The sequence below is a fragment of the Paenibacillus cellulosilyticus genome, assembly GCF_003182255.1.
GTDB lineage: Bacteria > Bacillota > Bacilli > Paenibacillales > Paenibacillaceae > Paenibacillus_T > Paenibacillus_T cellulosilyticus.
Window position 1 is genome coordinate 46,908 of sequence record NZ_QGTQ01000032.1, and the last position, 22,321, is coordinate 69,228.

38 protein-coding genes are annotated in these 22,321 nt (G+C 48.6%); all 38 read left to right on the forward strand.

The genetic code is table 11. The features are described from left to right. Nucleotides 1-162 precede the first annotated feature (162 nt). The 38 genes from DFQ01_RS25975 to DFQ01_RS26165 all read left to right on the forward strand — a co-directional run bounded on the left by DFQ01_RS25975 (nt 163) and on the right by DFQ01_RS26165 (nt 22,072). On the forward strand, nt 163-1,203 hold the full coding sequence (locus DFQ01_RS25975) for an ABC transporter substrate-binding protein (protein ID WP_110046860.1): 1,041 nt from the start codon (nt 163-165) through the stop codon (nt 1,201-1,203). Between the two features lie 109 nt (nt 1,204-1,312). Then, nucleotides 1,313-2,245: an ABC transporter permease gene (locus tag DFQ01_RS25980; RefSeq protein WP_110046861.1), complete on the forward strand. Its 933-nt coding sequence runs from the start codon at nt 1,313-1,315 to the stop codon at nt 2,243-2,245. 3 nt (nt 2,246-2,248) lie between these two features. Next, a complete protein-coding gene (locus tag DFQ01_RS25985) occupies nt 2,249-3,043 on the forward strand; it encodes an ABC transporter ATP-binding protein (protein WP_110046862.1) in 795 nt (264 codons plus the stop codon). A 263-nt stretch (nt 3,044-3,306) separates the two neighbouring features. After that, nucleotides 3,307-3,615, forward strand: coding sequence for a 30S ribosomal protein S10 (rpsJ, locus tag DFQ01_RS25990; protein ID WP_006037947.1), 309 nt, complete (start codon nt 3,307-3,309; stop codon nt 3,613-3,615). Between the two features lie 39 nt (nt 3,616-3,654). After that, nucleotides 3,655-4,278, forward strand: a complete 624-nt coding sequence (gene rplC / locus DFQ01_RS25995) for a 50S ribosomal protein L3 (protein WP_110046863.1) — start codon at nt 3,655-3,657, stop codon at nt 4,276-4,278. 28 nt (nt 4,279-4,306) lie between these two features. Then, nucleotides 4,307-4,930 carry a 50S ribosomal protein L4 gene (gene rplD, locus DFQ01_RS26000; protein ID WP_110046864.1) on the forward strand — a complete coding sequence of 208 codons (624 nt, stop codon included), beginning with the start codon at nt 4,307-4,309 and terminating at the stop codon, nt 4,928-4,930. Beyond that, complete coding sequence (gene rplW / locus DFQ01_RS26005; protein WP_110046865.1) at nt 4,930-5,220, forward strand: 50S ribosomal protein L23; 291 nt, start codon at nt 4,930-4,932, stop codon at nt 5,218-5,220. Before rplD ends, rplW begins: the two co-directional genes overlap by 1 nt. A 23-nt stretch (nt 5,221-5,243) precedes the next feature. Continuing rightward, the gene (gene rplB, locus DFQ01_RS26010; protein ID WP_110046866.1) at nt 5,244-6,074 is read left to right on the forward strand and encodes a 50S ribosomal protein L2; all 831 of its coding nucleotides are present in this window, start codon (nt 5,244-5,246) and stop codon (nt 6,072-6,074) included. 68 nt (nt 6,075-6,142) lie between these two features. Next, nucleotides 6,143-6,424 carry a 30S ribosomal protein S19 gene (gene rpsS, locus DFQ01_RS26015; RefSeq protein WP_110046867.1) on the forward strand — a complete coding sequence of 94 codons (282 nt, stop codon included), beginning with the start codon at nt 6,143-6,145 and terminating at the stop codon, nt 6,422-6,424. A gap of 40 nt (nt 6,425-6,464) precedes the next feature. Next, nucleotides 6,465-6,800, forward strand: a complete 336-nt coding sequence (gene rplV / locus DFQ01_RS26020) for a 50S ribosomal protein L22 (RefSeq protein ID WP_110046868.1) — start codon at nt 6,465-6,467, stop codon at nt 6,798-6,800. A 13-nt stretch (nt 6,801-6,813) separates the two neighbouring features. Further along, nucleotides 6,814-7,479 (forward strand): 30S ribosomal protein S3, encoded by a 666-nt coding sequence (gene rpsC, locus DFQ01_RS26025; protein ID WP_110046869.1) that lies wholly within the window; start codon nt 6,814-6,816, stop codon nt 7,477-7,479. A 2-nt stretch (nt 7,480-7,481) separates the two neighbouring features. Beyond that, on the forward strand, nt 7,482-7,916 hold the full coding sequence (gene rplP, locus DFQ01_RS26030) for a 50S ribosomal protein L16 (protein ID WP_110046870.1): 435 nt from the start codon (nt 7,482-7,484) through the stop codon (nt 7,914-7,916). Next, nucleotides 7,906-8,106, forward strand: coding sequence for a 50S ribosomal protein L29 (gene rpmC / locus DFQ01_RS26035; protein ID WP_006037938.1), 201 nt, complete (start codon nt 7,906-7,908; stop codon nt 8,104-8,106). Before rplP ends, rpmC begins: the two co-directional genes overlap by 11 nt. A gap of 49 nt (nt 8,107-8,155) precedes the next feature. Further along, nucleotides 8,156-8,419 carry a 30S ribosomal protein S17 gene (rpsQ, locus tag DFQ01_RS26040; protein ID WP_110046871.1) on the forward strand — a complete coding sequence of 88 codons (264 nt, stop codon included), beginning with the start codon at nt 8,156-8,158 and terminating at the stop codon, nt 8,417-8,419. Between the two features lie 49 nt (nt 8,420-8,468). Further along, nucleotides 8,469-8,837, forward strand: a complete 369-nt coding sequence (gene rplN, locus DFQ01_RS26045) for a 50S ribosomal protein L14 (RefSeq protein WP_110046872.1) — start codon at nt 8,469-8,471, stop codon at nt 8,835-8,837. 69 nt (nt 8,838-8,906) lie between these two features. Further along, nucleotides 8,907-9,260 (forward strand): 50S ribosomal protein L24, encoded by a 354-nt coding sequence (gene rplX / locus DFQ01_RS26050; RefSeq protein WP_110046873.1) that lies wholly within the window; start codon nt 8,907-8,909, stop codon nt 9,258-9,260. Between the two features lie 33 nt (nt 9,261-9,293). Beyond that, on the forward strand, nt 9,294-9,836 hold the full coding sequence (rplE, locus tag DFQ01_RS26055) for a 50S ribosomal protein L5 (RefSeq protein WP_110046874.1): 543 nt from the start codon (nt 9,294-9,296) through the stop codon (nt 9,834-9,836). 21 nt (nt 9,837-9,857) lie between these two features. After that, complete coding sequence (locus DFQ01_RS26060; protein WP_006037933.1) at nt 9,858-10,043, forward strand: type Z 30S ribosomal protein S14; 186 nt, start codon at nt 9,858-9,860, stop codon at nt 10,041-10,043. A 32-nt stretch (nt 10,044-10,075) separates the two neighbouring features. Beyond that, complete coding sequence (gene rpsH / locus DFQ01_RS26065; protein WP_110046875.1) at nt 10,076-10,474, forward strand: 30S ribosomal protein S8; 399 nt, start codon at nt 10,076-10,078, stop codon at nt 10,472-10,474. A gap of 29 nt (nt 10,475-10,503) precedes the next feature. Further along, the gene (gene rplF / locus DFQ01_RS26070) at nt 10,504-11,046 is read left to right on the forward strand and encodes a 50S ribosomal protein L6 (RefSeq protein WP_110046876.1); all 543 of its coding nucleotides are present in this window, start codon (nt 10,504-10,506) and stop codon (nt 11,044-11,046) included. A 63-nt stretch (nt 11,047-11,109) separates the two neighbouring features. Further along, entirely contained in the window at nt 11,110-11,478 is a 369-nt protein-coding gene (gene rplR / locus DFQ01_RS26075; protein WP_110046877.1) for a 50S ribosomal protein L18, read from the forward strand. A 30-nt stretch (nt 11,479-11,508) separates the two neighbouring features. After that, nucleotides 11,509-12,006 (forward strand): 30S ribosomal protein S5, encoded by a 498-nt coding sequence (gene rpsE / locus DFQ01_RS26080; RefSeq protein WP_110046878.1) that lies wholly within the window; start codon nt 11,509-11,511, stop codon nt 12,004-12,006. A gap of 13 nt (nt 12,007-12,019) precedes the next feature. After that, on the forward strand, nt 12,020-12,199 hold the full coding sequence (gene rpmD / locus DFQ01_RS26085) for a 50S ribosomal protein L30 (RefSeq protein WP_110046879.1): 180 nt from the start codon (nt 12,020-12,022) through the stop codon (nt 12,197-12,199). A gap of 50 nt (nt 12,200-12,249) precedes the next feature. After that, a complete protein-coding gene (rplO, locus tag DFQ01_RS26090) occupies nt 12,250-12,690 on the forward strand; it encodes a 50S ribosomal protein L15 (protein ID WP_110046880.1) in 441 nt (146 codons plus the stop codon). Continuing rightward, nucleotides 12,690-13,988 (forward strand): preprotein translocase subunit SecY, encoded by a 1,299-nt coding sequence (secY, locus tag DFQ01_RS26095; RefSeq protein WP_110046881.1) that lies wholly within the window; start codon nt 12,690-12,692, stop codon nt 13,986-13,988. Before rplO ends, secY begins: the two co-directional genes overlap by 1 nt. A gap of 85 nt (nt 13,989-14,073) precedes the next feature. Further along, the gene (locus DFQ01_RS26100) at nt 14,074-14,724 is read left to right on the forward strand and encodes an adenylate kinase (RefSeq protein ID WP_110046882.1); all 651 of its coding nucleotides are present in this window, start codon (nt 14,074-14,076) and stop codon (nt 14,722-14,724) included. After that, nucleotides 14,724-15,488, forward strand: coding sequence for a type I methionyl aminopeptidase (map, locus tag DFQ01_RS26105; protein WP_110046883.1), 765 nt, complete (start codon nt 14,724-14,726; stop codon nt 15,486-15,488). The genes DFQ01_RS26100 and map overlap by 1 nt, the downstream gene beginning before the upstream one ends. Further along, on the forward strand, nt 15,488-15,775 hold the full coding sequence (locus DFQ01_RS26110) for a KOW domain-containing RNA-binding protein (protein ID WP_174812944.1): 288 nt from the start codon (nt 15,488-15,490) through the stop codon (nt 15,773-15,775). The genes map and DFQ01_RS26110 overlap by 1 nt, the downstream gene beginning before the upstream one ends. 2 nt (nt 15,776-15,777) lie before the next feature. Then, nucleotides 15,778-15,993, forward strand: a complete 216-nt coding sequence (infA, locus tag DFQ01_RS26115) for a translation initiation factor IF-1 (protein ID WP_015847200.1) — start codon at nt 15,778-15,780, stop codon at nt 15,991-15,993. 41 nt (nt 15,994-16,034) lie between these two features. Next, the gene (gene rpmJ, locus DFQ01_RS26120; protein ID WP_003333770.1) at nt 16,035-16,148 is read left to right on the forward strand and encodes a 50S ribosomal protein L36; all 114 of its coding nucleotides are present in this window, start codon (nt 16,035-16,037) and stop codon (nt 16,146-16,148) included. A gap of 22 nt (nt 16,149-16,170) precedes the next feature. After that, a complete protein-coding gene (gene rpsM, locus DFQ01_RS26125) occupies nt 16,171-16,539 on the forward strand; it encodes a 30S ribosomal protein S13 (RefSeq protein ID WP_110046885.1) in 369 nt (122 codons plus the stop codon). 19 nt (nt 16,540-16,558) lie between these two features. Continuing rightward, nucleotides 16,559-16,954 carry a 30S ribosomal protein S11 gene (gene rpsK, locus DFQ01_RS26130; protein ID WP_110046886.1) on the forward strand — a complete coding sequence of 132 codons (396 nt, stop codon included), beginning with the start codon at nt 16,559-16,561 and terminating at the stop codon, nt 16,952-16,954. A gap of 128 nt (nt 16,955-17,082) precedes the next feature. Further along, a complete protein-coding gene (locus tag DFQ01_RS26135; RefSeq protein ID WP_110046887.1) occupies nt 17,083-18,027 on the forward strand; it encodes a DNA-directed RNA polymerase subunit alpha in 945 nt (314 codons plus the stop codon). Nucleotides 18,028-18,074: 47 nt separating this feature from the next. Next, the gene (rplQ, locus tag DFQ01_RS26140; protein WP_087570332.1) at nt 18,075-18,440 is read left to right on the forward strand and encodes a 50S ribosomal protein L17; all 366 of its coding nucleotides are present in this window, start codon (nt 18,075-18,077) and stop codon (nt 18,438-18,440) included. Between the two features lie 920 nt (nt 18,441-19,360). Next, nucleotides 19,361-20,128, forward strand: a complete 768-nt coding sequence (gene truA, locus DFQ01_RS26150; RefSeq protein WP_110046889.1) for a tRNA pseudouridine(38-40) synthase TruA — start codon at nt 19,361-19,363, stop codon at nt 20,126-20,128. A gap of 208 nt (nt 20,129-20,336) precedes the next feature. Next, nucleotides 20,337-20,774 carry a 50S ribosomal protein L13 gene (rplM, locus tag DFQ01_RS26155; protein ID WP_110046890.1) on the forward strand — a complete coding sequence of 146 codons (438 nt, stop codon included), beginning with the start codon at nt 20,337-20,339 and terminating at the stop codon, nt 20,772-20,774. Nucleotides 20,775-20,792: 18 nt separating this feature from the next. Then, nucleotides 20,793-21,185 (forward strand): 30S ribosomal protein S9, encoded by a 393-nt coding sequence (gene rpsI, locus DFQ01_RS26160; protein WP_110046891.1) that lies wholly within the window; start codon nt 20,793-20,795, stop codon nt 21,183-21,185. Nucleotides 21,186-21,376: 191 nt separating this feature from the next. Continuing rightward, on the forward strand, nt 21,377-22,072 hold the full coding sequence (locus DFQ01_RS26165) for a phosphoadenylyl-sulfate reductase (RefSeq protein ID WP_110046892.1): 696 nt from the start codon (nt 21,377-21,379) through the stop codon (nt 22,070-22,072). Nucleotides 22,073-22,321 lie beyond the last annotated feature (249 nt).

Genomic DNA, 22,321 nt, shown 5'->3' on the forward strand with positions numbered 1-22,321 from the left:
TTTGTTTTTACATATGTGGAAATGGTTATTAGTGGTAAAATATTACTATTATATGCTTGAAAATAATTACATTGACGATGTAATCATACGCAAAGTAGTATAAATATTATGAAATTCGATTGTTATAGTTAGAGAAACATACTTACACCAGGAGGGGTTCTTTTGTTCAACAAGAAAGTATGGGGTTCACTCGTCTTAGCAGCAACATTGCTTGTATCCGCAGGATGCGGCAGCACAGCCAAAACGAATGATGAAAGCAGCACAGATACGGCAGCAGCCAGCGGAGACAAAGTATACAACATCGCGATCTCTCAAATTGTTGAGCATCCGGCGCTCGATGCAACTCGCGAAGGTTTTATTGCAGCGCTAAAGGATGGCGGTTTCGTAGAAGGCCAGAACCTGAAGATTGATTACAACAACGCACAAGGCGATCAAACGAACAATCTCTCGATCGCACAAAAGGTTGCAAGCGACAAGAATGATCTCATACTTGCAATCGCAACACCATCGGCTCAAGCAGTCGTTCAACAAGTGACTGATAAGCCTGTATTGTTCGCAGCAGTAACAGATCCTATTGCGGCTGATATCGTAACGAACCTGGACCAGCCAGGCGGTAACGTAACCGGTGCATCGGATACGAACCCAGAAGCAATCGCGCAATTAATGAAGTTTATCTCCACGAATTTCCCGAATGTGAAGAAGCTCGGCCTCATTATTAATGAAGGTGAGACGAACGCAGTCGTTATGGCAGATAAAGCTAAAGAAGAGCTCGACAAATATGGAATCGAACTGGTCAAAGCGCCGATTACAAATACATCGGAAGTTAAACAAGCGGCAGAATCGCTCGTTGGCCGTGTAGATGCATTTTACGTAACGCTCGATAACATGGTTGTTAACGGATTTGATGCGATTGTTCAAACAGCGAATGACAATCATATCCCACTATTCTCTAGTGACCGAGATACGGTAGAGAATGGTTCGTTCGCAACAGTTGGCTTCAAATATTATGACCATGGCTACCAAGTGGGCCAAATGGCTGTAGATATTTTAAAGAACGGCAAGAATCCTGGTGAAATGAACATTACGGTTCCAGAAAAGCTAGATCTGATCTTGAACCTGAAGGCAGCAGAGGCACAAGGCATCACAGTTACGGATGCAATGAAAGCAGAAGTGAAGGACGCAGCGAACGATATTGTTGAATAAGAGTCTTAGAACAGATTGTCTTCAGTAGATTCGAGAAATGCAAGTATGCTATGCGGGGTGGACCGATCGTCGTGTTCACTCCGCTTATTAATTTAATGGAGGGAATGCAATGCACGGCTGGTTTGGAGGCGCAGTAGAGCTCGGGCTGCTATACGCGTTGATGGCATTAGGGGTTTACATTACGTTTCGTATTCTTGACTTCCCTGACCTTACGGTAGACGGAAGCTTTACAACTGGCGCGGGTATCGCGGCAGTAATGATTTCGCATGGAGCTGAGCCTTGGCTGGCCACTTTGGCGGCGTTTGGCGGGGGATTGGCTGCAGGTGCACTGACAGGTATTTTGCATACAAAGGGTAAAATCAATGGACTACTCTCCGGTATTCTAATGATGATTGCTCTCTATTCTATTAACTTGCGTATTATGGGCAGACCGAACATTTCGCTCATTCGCTCGGAAACAATTTTCACCGGTGTATCGGTTCTTGTCATTATGCCAATCATCGTCATTGCCATTAAACTTCTACTCGATGTTTATTTCCGTACAGATCAAGGTCTTAGCCTGCGCGCGACGGGAGATAATGCACGTATGATTAGAAGCTTTGGGGCTAATACCGATAATACAAAAATTGTAGGGATTAGCTTGTCCAACGGCTTAGTAGCACTGTCTGGTGCAATGGTTGCACAGCAAGGTGGATTCGCTGATATTTCGATGGGTATTGGGATGATCGTTATCGGTCTTGCGTCGGTTATTATTGGTGAGGCCATTTTTGGTGCGAAATCGATTGTCCGTGCTACACTCGCCGTTGTGCTTGGTTCGATCGTATACCGTATTATTGTAGCAATCGCACTGCGGGTCGAATGGCTTAAAGCTTCTGATTTGAAGCTCATCACAGCGATCATCGTTATTGTTGCTCTAGTATTCCCTTCCGTACGTAAATATATGAAGGAAAAATCAAATGCGCGTAAACGTTCGGCGCAGCTTCTTGCTAAGGCAGCAAGCGAGTCGACGACAGCTGGGCGTAATTTGACCAAGGAGGGATAAGCGATGATTGAAATCTCGAAAGTATCCAAACTGTTCAATCCTGGTACGGTCGATGAGAAGATCGCGCTGATCGGGATTAACCTAAAACTAAACCCTGGCGACTTCATCACTGTTATTGGCAGTAACGGCGCGGGCAAGTCGACGCTAATGAATATTATCTCCGGCGTTATGAAGCCAGATACGGGAGACGTAAGTATCGATGGTCGAGTCATTACACAGCAGCCCGAGCATCGCCGCGCACGCTGGATCGGACGTGTGTTCCAAGATCCCATGGCAGGTACAGCACCTAACATGACGATTGAGGAAAATATGGCGATGGCATACAAGCGTGGACAAGCTCGTGGGTTCCAGATCGGCGTTACGAAAGCAAGGCGTGCCATCTTCAAGGAACAGTTGGCGAAGCTCGGCATCGGTCTCGAGAATCGTTTCAAAGCAAAAGTAGGCTTGCTCTCAGGTGGCGAACGACAAGCACTTAGTCTGCTCATGTCTACGTTCACGAAGCCGCAGATTTTGTTGCTAGATGAACATACGGCTGCGCTTGACCCAGCGCGTGCGGAATTGATTACTTCGCTTACGGAAACGCTGGTACGTGAAATGTCGCTTACGACGCTGATGGTTACGCACAATATGGAGCAAGCGATCAAGCTGGGTAATCGTCTTATTATGATGGATAAGGGGCGCATTATTCTAGACGTTGATGCGAAGCAGAAGAAAGATTTGACCGTAGAGCGTCTTCTCGGTGAGTTCGAACGGATTAGCGGCCGTAAGCTGGCTGATGATCGCGTCGTACTCGGTTAATAGTGAGGAAACAGAGTAAATTGGCATTGGTGACGTTTGGTGAATTGGTGCCGATTTACTCATAGGAATTGGTAACGATTAAATGTATAACTTCTAGTTGCAATCGCCCGCCTAATTCGCTATAATATTTCATGTTGGTCTGTGACGTTGCGATGATGTGAGAGGTTGCCGACACACCCGGCCCCTTTGCCATGGGGCAAGTGAGCGGGTTTTCTCACGGAGTATGTCCGATAAAAAATTGGGCGATAGAAGGAGGGACTTATATGGCAAAGCAAAAGATTCGTATTCGCTTGAAAGCATACGATCATAGAATTCTTGACCAATCCGCTGAGAAAATCGTAGAAACAGCAAAACGTTCCGGTGCAGGTGTTTCCGGTCCGATTCCGCTTCCTACGGAAAAGCAAATCATCACCGTTCTCCGCGCGGTACACAAGTACAAGGATTCCCGGGAGCAATTCGAAATGCGCACACACAAGCGTCTTATCGACATTGTAAACCCAACGCCGCAAACGGTTGATGCATTGATGCGACTCGACCTGCCATCCGGTGTAGATATCGAAATCAAACTGTAATACCAAACAATAGAGTAGCAAAGGAAAAGAGGTGTCAACATGAAGGGTATCTTAGGTAAAAAACTCGGCATGACGCAAGTGTTCACGGCAGAAGGTAACGTTGTACCTGTAACGGTAATCGAAGCTGGCCCGAACGTCGTCCTGCAAAAGAAAGACCAAGAAAACGACGGCTACGAAGCTGTTCAACTTGGTTTTGTGGATAAGAAAGAAAAGAATGCAACGAAACCAGCAGTAGGCCACGCGAAAAAAGCCAATACGGCTCCTAAGCGCTACATTCGTGAAATTCGCGGAATCAACCTCGGCGAATATGAAGTTGGCCAAGTTGTTAAGGCTGACCTGTTTACGGAAGGCGAATTTGTTGACGTAACGGGCGTTTCGAAGGGTAAAGGCTTCCAAGGTACGATCAAACGTTGGGGACAAAGCACGGGTCCTATGTCTCACGGTTCCCGTTACCACCGCGGCCCAGGTTCGATGGGTTCCATCCAAGCGAACCGCGTACCAAAAGGTAAGCACCTTCCAGGTCACATGGGTTCGGAAACGATCACGATCCAAAACCTCGAAGTCATTCGCGTTGATGCAGAGCGCAATGTAATCCTGGTTAAAGGTTCGATCCCAGGTCCTAAGAATGCACTTGTTAAAGTCAAATTGACGGTGAAGAAATAATCGTTTCTAAAGAAAGGAGGAACTAGCTATGCCTAAAGTAGCTCTTTACAACGTGAGCGGCTCGCAAGTAGGCGAAGTTGAGCTCGCGGATAGCGTATTCGGTATTCAACCGAACGCGCACGTATTGCACAGCGCGGTACTGTTGCAGCAAGCTGCAGAGCGTCGTGGTACGCATAAGACTAAAGGACGTTCTGAAGTTCGCGGCGGCGGCCGTAAACCTTGGAAACAAAAAGGTACGGGTCGTGCTCGTCAAGGTTCGATTCGTGCTCCACAATGGGTTGGCGGTGGTACGGTATTCGGACCGACTCCACGCAGCTATGCATTCAAGCTTCCAAGAAAAGTTCGCCGTCTGGCGATCAAATCGGCTCTGTCTTCGAAAGTGATCGGCAACGAAATCGTTGTTCTGGATCAACTGACGCTGGCAGCACCAAAAACGAAGGAATTCGCAGCTATCCTGAACAACCTGAAGGTGGCTCGCAAGGCGCTTGTAGTTACGGCTAACTACGAAGACAATGTTGCATTGTCCGCGCGTAACATTCCAGGTGTGAAGTTTGTTGCAGCTGAAGGCATTAACGTGCTCGACGTACTGCAGCATGATCAACTGATCATCACGAAAGAAGCCGTAGAGAAAGTTCAGGAGGTGCTTGCGTAATGAAGAACCCACGCGATATTATCAAGCGCCCGGTTATTACGGAACGCACTAGTGACTTCATGGCTAACAAACGTTATGTCTTTGAAGTTGACATCCGTGCCAACAAAACGGAAATCAAGAGCGCAGTCGAAGCGATCTTCAAAGTGAAAGTCGACAGCGTGAATACGTTGCGCGTACCGGCTAAACCGAAGCGTTATGGCCGTCACAATGGATATACATCCGAATGGAAAAAGGCGATCGTTCAACTGAGCGCCGAAAGCAAAGAACTCGAGTTCTTCGAGTCCGTATAACTTGAAGATAGGAGGGAAACCAAGTGCCGATTAAGAAGTATAAACCGACATCCCCGGCTCGCCGCGCTATGTCCGTCTCGACTTTCGAAGAGATCACAACTAGCCAACCGGAGAAATCGTTGCTTGCGCCGCTTTCGAAGAAAGCAGGCCGCAATAACCAAGGTAAAATTACGGTTCGTCACCATGGCGGCGGACACAAACGTAAATACCGTATCATCGACTTCAAACGGAATAAGGATGGTATCGTAGGTCGCGTAGCGACTATCGAGTATGATCCAAACCGTACGTCGAACATTGCTTTGATCAACTATGCAGACGGCGAGAAGCGTTACATCATCGCTCCTAAAGGTCTGAAAGTTAACGATCAAGTTATGTCCGGTCCAGAAGCCGACATCAAAATCGGTAACGCGTTGCCGCTGGAGAACATTCCAGTAGGTACAGTTATCCACAACATCGAGATGAAGCCTGGTAAAGGTGGTCAGCTCGTTCGTGCAGCGGGTACGGAAGCACAGCTGCTCGGTAAAGAAGAAGACTACGTGGTAATCCGCCTGACGTCCGGCGAAACGCGTCGCATCCTCAAAAAATGCCGCGCTACGGTCGGTTCCGTAGGTAACGAAGACCACGAGCTCGTGAAAATCGGTAAAGCAGGCCGTTCCCGTTGGCTCGGCAAGCGTCCAGAAGTTCGCGGCGTAGTAATGAACCCGAACGATCACCCACACGGTGGTGGCGAAGGTCGCGCTCCAATCGGTCGCAAATCGCCAATGTCCCCTTGGGGCAAACCAACGCTGGGCTTCAAAACCCGCAAAAAGAAAAAAGCATCGAGCCAATACATTGTTCGTCGTCGTACGAAGTAATGATTGCTTGATACAATCTGCGTGACGGGTGACCGTCACGCGCACGTTAAGTGAAGGGAGGATCATCCATGGGTCGCAGTTTGAAGAAAGGTCCGTTTATTGACGGCTACCTGCTCAAGAAAGTTGAAGAGCTTAACGCAGCGAACAAGAAAGTCGTGATTAAGACGTGGTCCCGTCGCTCGACTATTTTCCCGCAATTCATTGGTCACACGCTGGCTGTTTATGACGGTCGTAAGCACGTGCCGGTATATGTCACGGAGGATATGGTCGGACACAAATTCGGTGAATTCGCACCGACGCGTACGTACAAAGGCCATAGCGACGATGATAAGAAAACGGGTCGCCGTTAATTAACGGTCTGACTCTACGTTATGAGAGGAGGTTCCATCCATGGCACAAGCGAAAGCGCAAGTTAATTTCGTTCGTATTGCACCTCGTAAAGCCCAACTGGTCGTTGACTTGATCCGCGGCAAGAAGGTAGGCGAAGCAATCGCGATTTTGCGTCACACGCCAAGATCCGCTTCCCCAATCGTGGAGAAGCTTCTGAACTCTGCTATTGCTAATGCGGAGCATAACTTCCAGCTGGACGTTAACAAGCTGGTTGTAGAGCAAGTATATGTGAACCAAGGTCCTACGTTGAAACGGTTCCGCCCGCGCGCACAAGGCCGCGCAAGCCGTATCAATAAACGTACGAGCCATATCACTTTGATCGTATCCGAGAAATAAGGAGGGAAAACGTGTGGGTCAAAAGGTAAATCCGGTCGGTCTTCGTATCGGGATCATCCGCGACTGGGAATCCAAATGGTTTGCTGGTAAAGATTTCGGCGCACTTCTTATTGAAGACGTCAAAATTCGTGAGTTCCTGAAAAACAAACTGAAAGACGCAGCCGTTTCCCGCATCGAGATCGAGCGTGCCGCTAACCGCGTCAACGTAACGATCAATACGGCGAAACCAGGCATGGTCATCGGTAAAGGCGGTTCGGAAGTTGAAAACCTCCGCAACCAACTTGCTAAAATCACGAACGGCAAAAAAGTGCATATTAACATCACGGAAATCAAACAAGCTGATCTGGACGCTATCCTCGTAGCTGAAAGCATTGCACAACAGCTTGAGCGTCGGACTTCGTTCCGCCGTGCACTGAAACAAGCAATCCAACGCACAATGCGTTCGGGTGCTAAAGGTATCAAAACGTCGGTTAGCGGTCGCCTCGGTGGCGCTGAAATCGCACGTACGGAAGGTTACAGCGAAGGTACAGTTCCACTTCATACGCTGCGCGCAGACATTGACTACGGCACAGCTGAAGCACACACAACTTATGGCCGTATCGGCGTAAAAGTGTGGATCTATCGCGGTGAAGTCCTTCCAACTGCTAAGAAGAAAGCTGTTCAGGAAGGAGGCAACTAAACATGTTGGTACCTAAACGCGTCAAGCACCGTAAGCAACAACGCGGTAACATGAGAGGTAAAGCAAAAGGCGGTACGGAAGTCGCTTTCGGCGAATACGGCCTGCAAGCTCTTGAGCCTTCATGGATTACGAACCGCCAAATCGAAGCTGCCCGTATCGCGATGACTCGTTACATCAAACGTGGCGGTAAAGTGTGGATCAAGATCTTCCCTCACAAACCAATCACGCAAAAGCCGCTTGAAGTCCGGATGGGTAGCGGTAAAGGTAACGTTGAGAAATGGGTAGCGGTTGTAAAACCAGGCAAGATCATGTTTGAACTTGCTGGCGTTCCTGAGGAAATTGCTCGTGAAGCAATGCGCCTCGCAGCCCACAAACTCCCGGTTAAAACGAAGTTCGTGAAACGCGAAGAAGTAGGTGGTGAAGCAAATGAAAGCTAGTGAATTTCGCAACCTAACCTCTGCTGAGATTGAACAAAAAGTCGCAGGCTTCAAGGAAGAACTTTTCAACCTTCGTTTCCAACTGGCAACGGGCCAACTCGACAATCCGACTCGCATTCGTGATGTGCGGAAGGAAATAGCTCGTGCCAAAACCGTCCTGCGTGAAAGAGAACTCGGAATCAGCAGTTAATATTCACACAGTGGATAAGTCAGTAATGGCTTAAGGAAGGAGGAAGAACATGAGCGAACGCAATGCCCGCAAAGTTCAAATCGGCAAAGTGGTAAGCGACAAAATGGACAAAACGATCGTAGTTGCTGTTGAAACATACAAAAAGCACGATCTGTACCATAAACGCATCAAATACACGAAAAAATTCAAAGCGCACGACGAGAACAACCAGGCTAAGATCGGCGACGTCGTGAAAATCATGGAGACTCGTCCGCTTTCCAAAGATAAACGCTTCAGACTCGTAGAGATCGTTGAAGAAGCTATTGTCTTGTAAGAACCTGGACTCGGATTAAAGTGCATTTTTCCGAAAGGAGGACGTACAAATGATTCAACCATTTACGCGTTTGGCTGTAGCTGATAACTCCGGCGCTAAAGAACTGATGTGCATTCGTGTGCTTGGTGGCACGGGTCGTCGTGTTGGCGCAATCGGTGATTTGATCATCTGCTCCGTCAAACAAGCAACACCAGGCGGCGTTGTCAAAAAAGGCGACGTAGTAAAAGCTGTTATCGTTCGTACGAAGCGTTCGGTTCGCCGTAAAGACGGTTCGTACATCGCATTCGACGAGAACGCAGCGGTAATCGTGAAGGAAGACAAGAGCCCACGTGGTACGCGTATCTTCGGACCAGTTGCTCGTGAGCTTCGCGACAAAGACTTCATGAAAATCGTCTCGCTCGCACCAGAAGTTATCTAATGCCCGTAAGGCGCGCAGCGCCACGGTGCTATATAAGCATGATCGATCAAGCATGCAGGAGGTGTACTCATGCCACGGCTGAAAAAAGTTCTTGAATCGCATAACAACAAGCTTCATGTGAAAAAGGACGATAACGTCATCGTTATCAGCGGTAAAGACAAAGGCAAAAAAGGTCGCGTAATCGCAGCTTTCCCTCGCGAAAACCGTGTACTGATTGAAGGCGTCAATATCGTGAAGAAGCACGCTCGTCCGTCCCAAGCGAATCCGCAAGGCGGCATCATCGAGCAAGAAGCTCCGATTCACGTATCGAACGTTATGCACATTGATCCGAAAAGCGGTAAAGTAACGCGCATCGGCTACAAAGTGCTCGACAACGGCAAAAAAGTCCGGGTTGCTAAACGATCCGGCGAAGTGATCGACTAATTGATCCGGAACGGAAAGGAGGTCCATTGAATCATGGCAGCAAGAATGAAAGATCGTTATCTTAACGAAATTACTCCTGCTCTGATGCAGAAGTTCAACTATACGACTGTAATGCAAGTACCTAAGATCGAGAAAGTCGTCATCAACATGGGTGTTGGCGAAGCTACTGCAAACTCCAAAGTACTGGACGTTGCTGTTGCTGAATTGCAACTGATCTCTGGTCAAAAGCCAGTAATCACGCGTGCAAAGAAATCGATCGCAGGCTTTAAGCTTCGTGAGAACATGCCAATCGGTGCGAAAGTAACGCTGCGCGGTGAGCGTATGTACTACTTCCTCGACAAACTGTTCAACATTACGCTTCCACGTGTACGTGACTTCCGCGGTATCTCGACGAAAGCATTCGACGGACGCGGTAACTACACACTGGGCCTGAAAGAGCAAGTGATCTTCCCAGAGATCGAGTACGATAAAGTTGATAAAGTTCGCGGTATGGACATCGTCATTGTAACGACGGCCAAAACGGACGAAGAATCTCGTGAGCTGCTCACCCAACTGGGCATGCCGTTCACGAAGTAATCCACGGGAGGTGTTTACCAAGTGGCAAAAACTTCGATGAAAGTGAAGCAGCAGCGCACTCCGAAGTTCAAAGTGCGTGCGTACACACGTTGCGAGCGCTGCGGTCGTCCGCACTCCGTTTTGCAAAAGTTTAAAGTTTGCCGGATTTGTTTCCGTGAATTAGCATATAAAGGCCAGATTCCTGGCGTCAAAAAAGCAAGCTGGTAATCAGTCTTAGTTCGGGAAGGAGGTTCACATAAATGGTTATGTCTGATCCGATCGCAGATATGCTGACACGCATCCGCAACGCGAATGTCGTTCGTCACGAGACCGTGGAAATGCCTGCTTCGAAAGTGAAGAAGCAAATCGCTGAGATTTTGAAACGCGAGGGCTTCATCCGCGACGCAGAATATATCGAAGATAACAAACAAGGGATCATCCGTGTTTTCCTGAAATACGGAGCGAACAACGAGCGCGTAATCACGGGTCTGAAGCGCATTAGCAAACCAGGTCTTCGTGTTTATACGAAATCGAATGAAATCCCTCGCGTACTGGGCGGCCTCGGAATTGCTATCATTTCCACGTCCAAAGGGATTATGACCGATAAAGAAGCTCGTCAATCGAAAGCTGGCGGCGAAGTCGTCTGCTACGTGTGGTAATAAATCGTCAACGATTGGAGGTGTAACAAATGTCCCGTATTGGTCGCAAACCAATCGCTGTTCCAGCTGGTGTTAGCATCAGCCTGAACGACAGCGTCATTACTGTAAAAGGTCCTAAGGGCTCCCTTTCCCGTTCGCTGCACAAAGATATGAAGATCAATGTTGCTGAAAACGAGGTTTTGGTTGAACGTCCTTCCGACAACAAACTTCACCGCTCCCTGCACGGAACGACGCGTAGCGTCATTTCCAACATGGTAAGCGGCGTAACAGAAGGTTTCGCTAAAACGCTTGAGCTCGTCGGCGTAGGTTACCGTGCTAACAAGAGCGGCGATAAAGTCGTTCTTAGCGTAGGTTACTCCCACCCGGTTGAGATCGTTCCGGACAACGGCATCGAATTCGAACTGCCGTCCCAAACGAAAATCATCGTTCGCGGTATCGACAAAGAGCTCGTAGGCGCTACGGCTGCTAAGATCCGTGCAGTACGTGAACCAGAACCTTACAAAGGTAAAGGTATCAAGTACGAAGGCGAACGTATCCTCCGTAAAGAGGGTAAAGTTGGTAAGAAAAAATAAGTCGCTTAACAGTCGGCTTATCCCGATAGCTTCATAAGGCAAACGGAAAGGAGTGTTCTCCGAATGATTACGAAGGGCGATAAAAACAAAGCTCGTTTGAAACGTCACCTGCGTGTTCGTAAGAAAATTAACGGTACGATTGCACGTCCGCGTCTGTCGGTATTCCGTTCATCTAAACATGTGTACGCGCAACTGATCGACGATGTTAACGGCGTAACGATTGCAGCAGCTTCCACTATGGATAAAGAGCTTGCAGAATCGATCGGTAACGGCGGTAACGTTGAAGCGGCTAAAAAAGTCGGCGAATTGATTGCAGCTCGTGCGAAAGCAAAAGGCGTAGATCAAGTCGTATTCGACCGCGGCGGATATTTGTACCATGGACGAATTCAAGCACTGGCTGAAGCAGCTCGTGAAGCAGGTCTTGAATTCTAATTAAAATTTTTAACAAGGAGGTAAAACGACTTGCGTGTAGATCCGAATACGTTAGAACTGACAGAGAAGGTTGTTCACATCAACCGTGTATCCAAAGTAGTTAAAGGCGGACGTCGGTTCAGCTTCAGCGCTCTGGTTGTTGTCGGCGACGGCAAAGGCTATGTAGGCGCTGGTATCGGTAAAGCTGCCGAAGTTCCAGATGCAATTCGCAAAGGTATTGAAGACGCGAAGAAGAATCTGGTTCACGTTCCTCTCGTGGGAACAACGATCCCGCATCAAGTAATCGGTCACTTCGGTGCTGGCGAAGTATTGCTTAAGCCTGCTTCCCAAGGTACCGGTGTTATCGCAGGCGGCCCAGTTCGTGCAGTACTCGAACTGGCAGGCGTAGGCGATATTCTGACGAAATCGCTTGGTTCCTCAAACTCCATGAACATGGTTAACGCAACGATTGAAGGCCTTTCGCGCCTGAAACGTGCGGAGGACGTGGCGAAGCTTCGCGGTAAAACCGTACAAGAGCTTCTGGGTTAAGGAGGAAAACAAGATGGCGAAACTGCAAATTACACTTGTTCGCAGTCTGATCGGTCGCAACGAAAAGCAACGTGCTACGGTACAATCGTTTGGTCTGCGCAAGCTTCACCAATCTGTTGTCCTGAACGACACTCCGGCAATTCGTGGTATGGTTAACGCTGTTAACCACCTGATCAAAGTCGAAGAAGTCTAAACAATACGAGCATTTGTCAAGGCAAACCAATTAAGGAGGTGCTACGAACGATGAAATTGCATGAGCTCCAACCTGCAGAAGGTTCCCGTAAAGAGCGCAAGCGCGTCGGTCGCGGTATCGGTTCCGGTAACGGCAAAACGGCTGCTCGGGGTCATAAAGGTCAGAACGCTCGCTCCGGCGGTGGCGTTCGTCCTGGCTTTGAGGGCGGTCAAAATCCATTGTACCGTCGTCTTCCGAAACGCGGCTTCAACAACCCATTCCGCAAAGAATACGCGGTTGTTAACATTGAAGAATTGAATAGCTTTGCAGCAGGTACAGAAGTAACGCCTGAAGTTCTTCTGGAGAAAGGAATCGTCAAAAACCCACAGGCCGGTATCAAAGTCCTGGGTAACGGCGAAATCACGGTTCAGCTGACTGTAAAAGCTAATAAATTCTCTCAATCTGCGGTAGAGAAAATCCAGGCTGCCGGCGGTAAAACCGAGGTGATCTAATGTTCAAGACGGTGTCCAACATTTGGAGAGTGGAAGACCTTCGTAAGAAGATCCTGTTTACGCTTTTCATCTTGCTTGTTTACCGAATCGGTTCGTTTATCCCGGTTCCGAATATTAACACAGATGTATTCAAACAAGTCGATACCGGGGCTGACCTGTTCGGCTTGTTGAATACCTTCTCGGGTGGCGCCTTATTCCATTTCTCGATCTTCGCGATCGGGATTATGCCCTACATCACTTCCTCTATCATCGTACAGTTGCTGTCGATGGACGTTATTCCGAAATTCACGGAATGGGCGAAGGAAGGCGAGAATGGCAAAAGGAAACTGGCGCAAATCACTCGCTACGGTACCATAGTCCTTGGTTTGATCCAAGGTTTCGGTACAGCTGTCGGCTTTAACCGTAGATACTCATACGAGATGGTTATTGATCCTAAGTTTACAACTTATGCAATGATCGCAATCATCTTGACTGCCGGTACGGCATTCTTGATGTGGCTCGGTGAGCAAATTACGGAGCGTGGTATCGGCAACGGTATCTCGGTTCTGATCTTCGCGGGTATTATCGCAGCACTGCCTGGTCATATTCGCGATATCTATTCGACTGAATTCGAGAACCCTGGCGATATGCTCTTCTGGAACATCTTGAAGGTGATTATTATCGTAGTTGTCGCAATCGCGGTAATTGTCGGTGTCATCTTCGTTCAACAAGGTATCCGTAAAATCCCGGTACAATATGCTAAACGCGTAGTTGGCCGTAAGATGTACGGTGGTCAGTCGACACACATTCCGCTGAAGGTAAACGGTGCAGGCGTTATTCCGGTTATCTTCGCCATCTCGTTGCTCATGTTCCCGATTACGATCGCACAGTTCTGGGCAAACAAAGAATGGGCGAAATGGATTATTCAGAACTTGTACTATGACAAACCACTTGGTATGCTGTTGTACGTGCTTCTGATTGTCGGCTTTACTTTCTTCTATACCTTCGTTCAGATCAACCCGGTTCAAATGGCAGATCAGATGAAGAAGAACGGTGGCTACATCCCAGGTATTCGTCCTGGTAAACCAACGTCGTCGTACATTACTCGCGTTATGACTCGTCTTACGCTGGCAGGTGCGGTATTCTTGTCACTGATCTCGTTGCTTCCAGTAGCATTTGGTGCTGCTGCAGATTTGCCGCAGTCGGTTCGACTTGGCGGTACGTCGCTCCTGATCGTTATTGGTGTCGCACTTGACACGATGAAACAGATCGAGAGCCAGCTCATCAAACGCCACTACAAAGGGTTTATCAATAAATAAGGATAGGTTCATATCGGGGTCCTGGCATGCAGAGTGCGTGTCGGAACCCGAACGGGCCTATTGTGCTTAAAGCGAGGAACACGGAATGAACATTCTATTCATGGGACCTCCAGGAGCCGGCAAGGGAACGCAAGCTGAACGCATTGTCGATCAGTTCGCAGTACCACACATTTCTACCGGTGATGCTTTTCGCCTTGCGATGAAGCAAGGTACGCCAATGGGTCTGAAAGCTAAAGAGTATGTTGATCAAGGCTTGCTTGTACCGGATGAGATTACGAACGGAATCGTTCGGGACCGCCTGCTGCAAGATGACTGCTCCAAGGGCTTTTTGCTCGATGGTTTCCCGCGTACGCTGCAACAAGCTGAAGCGCTTGATGGTATGCTCGCGGACATGGGCCGCTCGCTCGATCACGTCATTAATTTGAAAGTTGATCGCGGATTGCTGCTTGCTCGTTTGACGGGCCGTCGCATCTGTAAATCGTGCGGATCCACCTATCACGTCTTGAATAACCCGCCGAAACAAGAAGGCATCTGCGATAAATGCGGAGGCGAGTTGTATCAACGTTCGGACGATAACGAAGAAAAAGTCGGTACGCGTCTGGATGAATACATCTCGAAAACAGCACCTTTGCTTGAGTACTACGATAGCAAGTCGCTGCTTCGTGAAGTCGACGGGGAACAGGATATTGATGTTGTAACTGCTGAGATCGTTTCTGTTCTGCGGGGTTCACGCTAATGATTGTTTGCAAGTCGGAAGCGGAGCTTCGTTTGATGCGGGAAGCAGGGCGGATTGTTGCTGATACTCATCGGCTGCTTAAACAATCGATTCGGCCCGGCATTACGACTAGCGAACTGGACCAAATCGCCGAGACGTATATTCGAAGTCAGGGCGCCGTTCCATCTTTTAAAGGTTACAATCAATTTCCTGCCAGCATATGCACTTCTGTCAACGATCAGTTAGTGCATGGTATTCCGAATAAAGATCAGAAGTTGGCTGAAGGTGATATCATTAGCATTGATATCGGTGCGCAGTATCAGGGGTATCACGGCGACTCCGCTTGGACGTATGGCGTTGGTACAATTTCTGCAGAAGCGCAGCGATTGCTTGATGTTACTGAACAATCCCTTTATGCTGGACTTGAACTGATTAAACCGGATGTTCGACTCTTCACGATATCGCATGCCGTTCAGAAGGTTGTTGAGAATGCGGGATTATCGGTTGTTCGTGAGTATGTCGGTCATGGAATCGGCACTAAGCTTCATGAAGAACCGCAAATTCCGAACTATGGGATTCCAGATCGGGGACCACGGCTTAAGCCAGGTATGGTTCTCTGTATCGAGCCTATGGTCAACATTGGAGAGCGCTATGTACGTACGCTTGAGGACAACTGGACGGTCGTCACGGTCGACGGCTCGTGGTGTGCACATTTCGAGCATACAGTCGCCGTAACTGAAGATGGTTATGAGATATTAACCAAATCGGATGCTGAGGCGGGTTGATGCACGTGGATGTTACACCGCAGATCGGTCAGATCGCATTCGTGCTTCGTGGCAAGGATGAGGGCGGTTATGCGGTAGTCATCGGCATCGTCGATAATCGCTTCGTACTTATCGCTGATGGCGATAAGAAGCGATTCGATCGACCGAAGAAGAAGAACATTGCGCACCTTGAGTTGCAGTCGGTCATCAACACCGAAGTTGTTAACAGCATGAATGAGACCGGCCGGGTGACGAATGCCAAGCTGCGCTACGCGATTCAGAAGTTCGTGCAAGCGAAAGGAGAATGACGGTGGCCAAGGAAGACGTCATTGAGGTCGAAGGTACGGTAATCGAACCGCTACCTAACGCAATGTTTAAGGTTGAGCTAGAGAACGGGCATCAAATCTTAGCTCACGTATCTGGCAAACTGCGCATGCACTTTATCCGGATCTTGACCGGAGACAAAGTTGTCATCCAGTTATCGCCATATGATTTATCACGGGGACGTATTACCTATCGGAAGTAAGCCTTTCGGGCTTGCGCCGAAGGATTCGGGAGGTAATCACAATGAAGGTCAGACCTTCGGTTAAGCCGATTTGCGAGAAATGCAAAGTCATTCGTCGCAAAGGCAACGTTATGGTGATTTGTGAAAATCCTAAACACAAACAAAAACAAGGCTAGATAAAGGAGGGAAACAAGACATATGGCACGTATTGCTGGTGTAGACTTGCCACGTGACAAACGCGTTGAAATCGCGCTGCAATATATCTTCGGTATCGGTCAAACGACGGCTAAGAAGATTCTTGCAACGACTGGCGTTAGCGCAAATACACGTGTTCGTGATCTGACTGAAGATGAAGTCAGCAAACTGCGCGAAACGATTGACAAGTCCGTTAAAGTAGAAGGCGACCTGCGTCGTGAGATTTCGCTCAACATCAAACGTCTGATCGAGATCGGCTGCTACCGTGGTGTTCGTCACCGTCGTGGACTGCCTGTTCGTGGTCAACGTACGAAAACGAACGCTCGTACGCGTAAAGGTCCTCGTCGGACTGTAGCTAACAAGAAGAAATAAGAAGGGAGGATAACACACAATGGCTAAAGCGAAAAAAGTCGTACGTACGAAACGTCGCGACCGTAAAAATATCGACTCTGGCGTTGCGCACATCCGTTCGACGTTCAATAACACGATCGTTACGATCACGGATCCGCACGGCAATGCTATCTCCTGGGCAAGCTCTGGTAACCTTGGTTTCAAAGGTTCCCGTAAGAGCACGCCATTCGCAGCTCAAATGGCAGCTGAAACTGCTGCTAAAGCTGCAATGGAGCACGGCATGAAAGTCGTAGAAGTTATGGTTAAAGGACCAGGTGCTGGCCGCGAAGCGGCAATCCGTTCCCTGCAAGCAGCAGGTCTTGAAGTTAACCTGATTAAAGACGTAACGCCGGTTCCACACAACGGCTGCCGTCCACCGAAACGTCGCCGCGTATAATTCGGTCTTTTTACGTGGTATCAAATTACAGCAACTTGTGAATAATGGTTGTGAAGGTTTGGCATACTACATGATTCGACTGAACACGTACGGTGAACGGAGCGACGTTTTGAAGGAGGGTACTACTAGTGATTGAGATCGAAAAGCCGAAAATCGAAACCGTAGAGCTCAATGAGAATGGCACATATGGACGTTTTGTAGTTGAACCACTGGAGCGCGGATACGGTACGACGCTTGGGAATTCGCTTCGTCGGATTCTTCTCTCGTCGCTGCCAGGCGCAGCTGTGACTTCGGTACAAATAGATGGTGTGCTTCATGAATTTTCTACGGTTCCCGGTGTGATCGAGGACGTAACCGAGATCATCCTGAACCTGAAAGGCCTGTCGCTCAAAATCCACTCCGACGAAGAGAAGGTGCTGGAGATTGATGCAGAAGGCGAAGGGAACGTAACGGCGGGCGACATTCGAGCGGACAGCGATGTCGAGATTTTGAACCCAGATCTTCATATCGCGACCTTAGCCTCCGGTGCACGGCTCCATATGCGGGTATTCGCCAATCGTGGACGCGGGTACGTACCTGCGGATCGGAATAAGAAAGAAGATCAACCGATCGGCGTAATTCCTATTGATTCGATCTACACGCCCATTACCCGTGTCAATTACAGCGTAGAAAATACTCGTGTCGGCCAAGTTACTAACTATGACAAGCTCACCTTAGAGGTTTGGACTGATGGAAGTATTCGACCGGAAGAGGCTGTTAGCCTCGGCGCTAAAATTTTGACCGAGCATTTGGACCTGTTCGTCGGATTGACCGATGAAGCCAAAGACGCGGAAATTATGGTCGAGAAAGAAGAAGATAAGAAAGAGAAAGTACTCGAGATGACGATCGAGGAACTGGATCTTTCCGTTCGTTCTTACAACTGCTTGAAACGTGCAGGCATCAACACTGTTCAAGAGCTGATCACGAAAACCGAAGAAGATATGATGAAGGTACGCAACCTCGGACGCAAATCTTTGGAGGAAGTACAAGAGAAGCTAGAGGAACTTGGTTTGGGCCTCCGCATGGAAGAATAGATAGCAGCAGCATGTAAAAGGCAATCTTGCAGAAGGAGGAGAAATCGATGGCATACCAAAAATTGGGTCGTGACGCGAGCGCACGTAAAGCTCTTTTCCGCGATCTCGTAACGGACCTGTTCCTGTATGAGCGCATCCAAACGACGGAAGCAAAAGCGAAAGAAGTTCGTTCGATCGCTGAGAAGCTCATCACGAAGGCGAAAAAAGGTGATCTTCACGCTCGTCGCCAAGTGGCAGCTTTCGTTCGTCGTGAAACAGTTGACGGTGAACAAGACGCTATTCAAAAGCTGTTCTCCGAACTGGCCACCCGTTACTCGGAACGTGCGGGCGGATACACGCGGATTCTGAAACTGGGACCGCGCCGCGGTGATTCAGCGCCAATGGTGTACTTGGAACTGGTAGATCGCGCGTAATCGACCGGATGGATCGGATGAGAAAGGGTGGACCTTCGCGGCCACCTTTTTTTCTTGGGATGAATGGAACGCGTGGGCGCGTTGCGAGCAAGTAGCTGTTTCGAGGAAGGAAGGTCAACGGTTGCAACGGCTTCGCACGTGCATTCCGAGCATGCGTCAAGCACGCGCCTCCCGATGAACGGATGTTCCTATGAACTATTCTAATAGGGTAGGGAGCATCCATTCAAAAGTCGGACGTAAACTCGCGCACCTGCCGCTGCTCTCCACGCACTCCCGCATTCCATTGGGGATATAACTTAATTTGCCGGCTCGTATACATGAGCCGGCATTTTCGGGCCCTTTGTGCCCTGTGTCATGACCTATCCACAGGTGGATAACTATGACTCTCTCAAGTTATCCACCTGTGATTAGCGGTAACTCATCCTTCAATTTGCATTTTCACTGTGGAAACTGTGGAGAAGGGTGTGAATTTGGGATATCGTTTCGCAGACGCTGAACGATCTTGTGGATTACTCTTTTAGCGCGCTTGCGCGCCAATGGGAGAACACCAACGGTAGAGCGTGTCCCGTCAGGGACGAAAGCGGCTTGTGGTACTTCGTAGCATCGAAGCGTCGTATCGTTCGCGGGCGTTCGATTCTATCTAGGAGCATCACAGGTAAGCATGTCCCGCCAGGGACGTAAGCGAGCGTACGCACCAGCGTTTCTAAGGGTCGTTTCCGGAGTCCAGAGGGCGGAGCTCTCTGGGGTCCTCCCTCTGAGCCAGAGGGAGGATTTAGGAGGGTGTCGGAAAAGAATGCGTCCAGAGGGCGAGAGCCCTTTGGTTTCTCTCAAGTTGTTGTCGGTAAAAAGGGAGTTCAGAGGGCGAGAGCCCTCGGGGTCCTCCCATGAAGGGGAGGATCTAGGTGAGTAGAAACATAGTGATGGTAGTCAGCTACGACGGAACAACTTATAGCGGCTTTCAGTCGCAGCCTAGCGGCAATACGATCCAGGACATACTTGAAGCGGCGATTAAGACGCTAACAGGCGAAGAGCTCCGTATTATCGGATCTGGACGCACAGACGCAGGTGTGCATGCACGGGGGCAAGTGTTTAACTTCCATACGGAATCTCGTATTCCGCAGGAGAGATGGGCGCTTGCGATCAACACAAGGCTGCCTGACGATGTGGTCGTATTGGAAGCATGGGAGGCGCCTGAGCCGTTCCACGCGCGCCATTCGGCGAAGCGTAAGACGTACCGTTATTCGATCGACCGTCGTAAGTTCCCGGACGTGTTCAGCCGTCATTATGCTTTTCACCACCCGACGCCCTTGAACGTTGATGCAATGCGTGAGGCAATGTCACACCTCGTTGGTGAACATGACTTCACTTCATTCACATCCATTCAATCGACGCAGCCCCATCATGTTCGTACGATATTTGAGACACGTATTGAAGAGGAAGGTAATATGCTGCATCTGTTCGTGACGGGCAGTGGCTTCCTTTATAATATGGTTCGTATTATTGCAGGAACGATGATGTGGGTGGGAGAAGGCAAATTATCACCAAACGATATACCTGCTATGCTAGAAGCGAAGGATCGGACATCGACCGGTCCTACGGCGATGGCACATGGACTTATGCTTTGGGAAGTCGACTATCCGCCTGAAGAGTCGAGATTGCACATTTCTGCGCAGGATAGCGTAAATTAGCTGTATTTTACAAGCTAAACCTCTTGCGAAAGTCCAGCATTTATAGTAGTATATAACTTGTGCATTTTTAATGGCTATCCCACAGCCCCGATTAGAAATGCTCCAACCAAATGAGCAACAAATGTAATTTAGACGTAGAACTAACAGCTTGAAACGCGAACGTTTCATTATAAATGAATTGCTGAAACATTTTTAAGGAGGAACACCCATGCGTACTACCTTTATGGCTAAGCCTAACGAAGTCGATCGCAAATGGTTTGTAATCGATGCAGAAGGCAAAACGCTGGGCCGTCTGGCCAGTGAAGCAGCTGCCTTGATCCGCGGTAAGCACAAACCACAATTTACGCCTCACGTTGACACTGGTGACTTCGTTGTCATCATCAACGCTGAGAAAGTTGTCCTCACGGGCAAAAAGCTTCAAAACAAAAAATACTATCGCCACTCGATGTATCCAGGTGGTCTGAAAGTATTCTCGGCTAACGACATGCTTCAAAAACACCCTGAGCGCGTTCTCGAAGCAGCTGTTCACGGCATGCTTCCTAAGAACCGTCTGGGCGACAAAATGAAGCTCAAACTCAAAGTATATGCAGGTTCGGAACATCCGCATCAAGCACAAAACCCTGAAGTGTACGAGCTTCGCGGTTAATAAAAGGAGGACAGTTTCATGGCACAAGTTCAATACTATGGAACCGGTCGTCGTAAACACTCCGTAGCACGCGTTCGTCTCGTGCCGGGTGAAGGACGAATCACTATCAATAAACGTGACCTGAATGAATATTTCGGTCTGGAAACGCTGAAGCTGATCGTTAAACAACCGCTTAACCTGACGGATACGACGAGCAAATACGACGTAATCGTTATCGCTAACGGCGGTGGCATCTCCGGTCAAGCTGGCGCAATCCGCCACGGTATTTCCCGTGCACTGCTCAAAGCAGACCCAGAGTTCCGTGGTTCGCTGAAACGCGCAGGCTTCCTGACGCGTGACCCACGTATGAAAGAACGTAAAAAATACGGTCTCAAAGCAGCACGTCGCGCTCCACAATTCTCGAAACGTTAATTTCGAGTTCGATACCTCTTCTGCAGCATGTATATGCTCGGAAGAGGTATTTTTTATTTTTATCGGACTAATTTGGAACAACATCCGGGATAAATTAATTCATATTCATTGAACAAACCTGTCGAAAGACGTATAATAACGAGCAAAGCTTACCCTCTTACTAGGATTAATAATGGACGGAGGTCTTAACGATGAACCTGTTTGAGAAAGAGGCACTTGCCACACAGAAAGCCGTTGAACTGGAAGATGCAACACCGGAAGCAATCATTAAATATGCGATTGAAACGTTTCCTAATATTACGTTCGCTTGCAGCTTCGGCGCAGAGGACGTTGTTCTCGTTGATATGATTCAAAAGATTAATCCGAATGTTGATATTTTCTATCTTGATACGGATTTCCACTTCCAAGAAACGCTTGAAACGCGTGACGAGCTCGCTGCTCGTTACCCGAACATTCGCTATGTGCAAGTGAAACCGGCAATTACGCCTGAAGAGCAAGCTGCACAATATGGCGAACAGCTCTGGAAGAGCGACCCTAACCAATGCTGCAATATCCGTAAAGTTCAGCCGCTCACGCAAATTTTGAGCCAATACGAGTGTTGGATTACAGGTATCCGCCGCGATCAAGCTGCTACTCGTGCGAATGCAAAGAAGATTGAATATGACTACAAATTTGGTCTCATGAAATTCAATCCAATTGCAAATTGGACGTCTGAAGACGTATGGAATTATATCCGTGAGAACAACGTACCTTACAACAAACTGCATGACAATCATTACCCATCGATTGGCTGCGAGCATTGCACGCGTCAAGTAATGCCAGGCGAAGACCCACGTGCTGGTCGCTGGTCGGGCAACGAGAAAACGGAGTGCGGATTGCACAAATAAGACTTGAACGTTGCCTATCGGCCGTCAGAGTGCTATTTAGCGCTTTGAACGGCCGTTTTAATTAGAGTATACACTCGCCGCGCACAGCCTTCATGAACGTATGGCTCAGCCAGCTAACGGCTAATAGCTTACACCATTTAATCAAATCAATAACGATGCAGTCATAAACGACCGCCTCGTCCCATAAGGATGGTATAGTACAGGCTTTCGAGCAAAAGCCGGGTTACCATTCGTGTGGGGTGAGGTGGT

Excerpts from the sequence above, each read along its gene's own strand:
- DFQ01_RS25980 (WP_110046861.1), top strand. The coding sequence starts at position 1,313 with ATGCACGGCTGGTTTGGAGGCGCAGTAGAGCTCGGGCTGCTATACGCG.
- DFQ01_RS25985 (WP_110046862.1), top strand. The coding sequence starts at position 2,249 with ATGATTGAAATCTCGAAAGTATCCAAACTGTTCAATCCTGGTACGGTC.
- rpsJ (WP_006037947.1), top strand. The coding sequence starts at position 3,307 with ATGGCAAAGCAAAAGATTCGTATTCGCTTGAAAGCATACGATCATAGA.
- rplC (WP_110046863.1), top strand. The coding sequence starts at position 3,655 with ATGAAGGGTATCTTAGGTAAAAAACTCGGCATGACGCAAGTGTTCACG.
- rplD (WP_110046864.1), top strand. The coding sequence starts at position 4,307 with ATGCCTAAAGTAGCTCTTTACAACGTGAGCGGCTCGCAAGTAGGCGAA.
- rplW (WP_110046865.1), top strand. The coding sequence starts at position 4,930 with ATGAAGAACCCACGCGATATTATCAAGCGCCCGGTTATTACGGAACGC.
- rpsS (WP_110046867.1), top strand. The coding sequence starts at position 6,143 with ATGGGTCGCAGTTTGAAGAAAGGTCCGTTTATTGACGGCTACCTGCTC.
- rplV (WP_110046868.1), top strand. The coding sequence starts at position 6,465 with ATGGCACAAGCGAAAGCGCAAGTTAATTTCGTTCGTATTGCACCTCGT.
- rplP (WP_110046870.1), top strand. The coding sequence starts at position 7,482 with ATGTTGGTACCTAAACGCGTCAAGCACCGTAAGCAACAACGCGGTAAC.
- rpmC (WP_006037938.1), top strand. The coding sequence starts at position 7,906 with ATGAAAGCTAGTGAATTTCGCAACCTAACCTCTGCTGAGATTGAACAA.
- rpsQ (WP_110046871.1), top strand. The coding sequence starts at position 8,156 with ATGAGCGAACGCAATGCCCGCAAAGTTCAAATCGGCAAAGTGGTAAGC.
- rplN (WP_110046872.1), top strand. The coding sequence starts at position 8,469 with ATGATTCAACCATTTACGCGTTTGGCTGTAGCTGATAACTCCGGCGCT.
- rplX (WP_110046873.1), top strand. The coding sequence starts at position 8,907 with ATGCCACGGCTGAAAAAAGTTCTTGAATCGCATAACAACAAGCTTCAT.
- rplE (WP_110046874.1), top strand. The coding sequence starts at position 9,294 with ATGGCAGCAAGAATGAAAGATCGTTATCTTAACGAAATTACTCCTGCT.
- rpsH (WP_110046875.1), top strand. The coding sequence starts at position 10,076 with ATGGTTATGTCTGATCCGATCGCAGATATGCTGACACGCATCCGCAAC.
- rplF (WP_110046876.1), top strand. The coding sequence starts at position 10,504 with ATGTCCCGTATTGGTCGCAAACCAATCGCTGTTCCAGCTGGTGTTAGC.
- rplR (WP_110046877.1), top strand. The coding sequence starts at position 11,110 with ATGATTACGAAGGGCGATAAAAACAAAGCTCGTTTGAAACGTCACCTG.
- rpmD (WP_110046879.1), top strand. The coding sequence starts at position 12,020 with ATGGCGAAACTGCAAATTACACTTGTTCGCAGTCTGATCGGTCGCAAC.
- rplO (WP_110046880.1), top strand. The coding sequence starts at position 12,250 with ATGAAATTGCATGAGCTCCAACCTGCAGAAGGTTCCCGTAAAGAGCGC.
- secY (WP_110046881.1), top strand. The coding sequence starts at position 12,690 with ATGTTCAAGACGGTGTCCAACATTTGGAGAGTGGAAGACCTTCGTAAG.
- DFQ01_RS26100 (WP_110046882.1), top strand. The coding sequence starts at position 14,074 with ATGAACATTCTATTCATGGGACCTCCAGGAGCCGGCAAGGGAACGCAA.
- map (WP_110046883.1), top strand. The coding sequence starts at position 14,724 with ATGATTGTTTGCAAGTCGGAAGCGGAGCTTCGTTTGATGCGGGAAGCA.
- DFQ01_RS26110 (WP_174812944.1), top strand. The coding sequence starts at position 15,488 with ATGCACGTGGATGTTACACCGCAGATCGGTCAGATCGCATTCGTGCTT.
- rpmJ (WP_003333770.1), top strand. The coding sequence starts at position 16,035 with ATGAAGGTCAGACCTTCGGTTAAGCCGATTTGCGAGAAATGCAAAGTC.
- rpsM (WP_110046885.1), top strand. The coding sequence starts at position 16,171 with ATGGCACGTATTGCTGGTGTAGACTTGCCACGTGACAAACGCGTTGAA.
- rpsK (WP_110046886.1), top strand. The coding sequence starts at position 16,559 with ATGGCTAAAGCGAAAAAAGTCGTACGTACGAAACGTCGCGACCGTAAA.
- rplQ (WP_087570332.1), top strand. The coding sequence starts at position 18,075 with ATGGCATACCAAAAATTGGGTCGTGACGCGAGCGCACGTAAAGCTCTT.
- truA (WP_110046889.1), top strand. The coding sequence starts at position 19,361 with ATGGTAGTCAGCTACGACGGAACAACTTATAGCGGCTTTCAGTCGCAG.
- rplM (WP_110046890.1), top strand. The coding sequence starts at position 20,337 with ATGCGTACTACCTTTATGGCTAAGCCTAACGAAGTCGATCGCAAATGG.
- rpsI (WP_110046891.1), top strand. The coding sequence starts at position 20,793 with ATGGCACAAGTTCAATACTATGGAACCGGTCGTCGTAAACACTCCGTA.
- DFQ01_RS26165 (WP_110046892.1), top strand. The coding sequence starts at position 21,377 with ATGAACCTGTTTGAGAAAGAGGCACTTGCCACACAGAAAGCCGTTGAA.